Raw genomic sequence first — 1,393 nt, 5'->3', positions numbered from 1 at the left:
CCCACATGAGAACCCACGTAACCAGCGACATAGTTCGCAATAGCGTTACAACCAAACCATGCACCCATCATCAACGATGCAAGACGTAGCGGAGCCAGTTTGGTTACAAGAGACAGGCCAATAGGGGATAGACACAGTTCACCCAAAGCATGGAAGAAGCACGCGCCAACTAGCCATAGCATGGATGTTTTCACGTTAGTATCACCACCTTGCTCCATTACTGCACCAACCATGCATAGGAAGCCTAGTGCCAAGAAGAACATGGCTAAAGCAAATTTCGCTGGTGAGTTTGGTTCACGTTTACCTAGTTTCACCCATAGAACCGCAAGGACAGGCGCAAGCGTAATGATAAAGAATGGGTTTAGTGACTGGAACCAAGCTGCAGGTACTTCAAAACCGCCAATCATACGATCGGTGTACTGCTGAGTGTAAATGTTCATCAGACCGCCAGCTTGCTCGAAACCAGCCCAGAATACGATAGTAAACAGGCTCATCACCAAGATAACTTTAATGCGATCTACTTCTTCTTTGGTAAGAGGCTGTTTTGTTTTGGCGTTCTTATTGTTTAGGTCGCGTTTCGCGGCTGGCTCACGGCCAATATCACCAAGCCAAGACTGTGAAAGCGACATTTGCATGACAAGGCTGATTATCATACCCACGCCCGCTGCTACGAAACCTGCTTTCCAACCAAATGAGTTCGTTACAGATCCAGAAACCACGCCGGCTAGTAAAGCACCAAGGTTGATACCCATGTAGAAGATAGTGAAAGCGCCATCACGACGGTTATCACCTTCATTGTAAAGGTCACCAACCATGGTAGAGATATTTGGCTTGAATAGACCGTTACCACAAATAAGCAGAGCAAGACCTAAATAGAAAGTGTGAAGTGCTCCGAAGCCTAGTGCGTCAGCCGGAAGTGCCAGTGTGAACTGGCCGATAGCCATTAATGCACCACCAAGCAAAATTGAGCGGCGTTGGCCAAGGTAGTTATCGGCAAGGTAACCACCAATCAATGGGGTAATGTAAACAAGGCCGGTGTAAATGCCATAAAGGTCGAGCGCGTCTTTCGTTGACCAGCCCAAACCACCATTCATTGTGGTATCAGTTAAGTAGAGTACTAGAATGGCACGCATTGCGTAGTAGGAAAAGCGTTCCCAGAGTTCAGTGCCGAACAATAAGAACAAGCCACGAGGGTGACCGAAATATTGATGTTGGTTTGACATAAGCTCTTCTAATAATAGTTATTACATTTTTTAACGACACCTACGTATACATTGCAATTTAACTGCTTACAAACAATAAAATTTTGCCTTACGACTAAATAACATTGTTAAGTCACTGTTTATTTTTGATTTTGTGGAGCTTTTGTTGGTGATTGGGGTGTGTTACAAAC

1 protein-coding gene is annotated in these 1,393 nt (G+C 45.2%); it reads right to left on the bottom strand.

Annotation, left to right across the window (positions count from 1 at the left end; genetic code table 11):
• Window positions 1-1,223 (bottom strand): peptide MFS transporter (locus tag R7Q38_RS23420; RefSeq protein ID WP_318114472.1); only part of this gene is annotated, 1,223 nt, incomplete at its 3' end.
• Window positions 1,224-1,393 lie beyond the last annotated feature (170 nt).

It is taken from the genome of Vibrio sp. Vb0598 (genome assembly GCF_033338935.1).
GTDB lineage: Bacteria > Pseudomonadota > Gammaproteobacteria > Enterobacterales > Vibrionaceae > Vibrio > Vibrio alginolyticus.
Note: the sequence above shows the minus strand (reverse complement) of the source record. Positions and strands in the feature narration are given on the sequence as shown.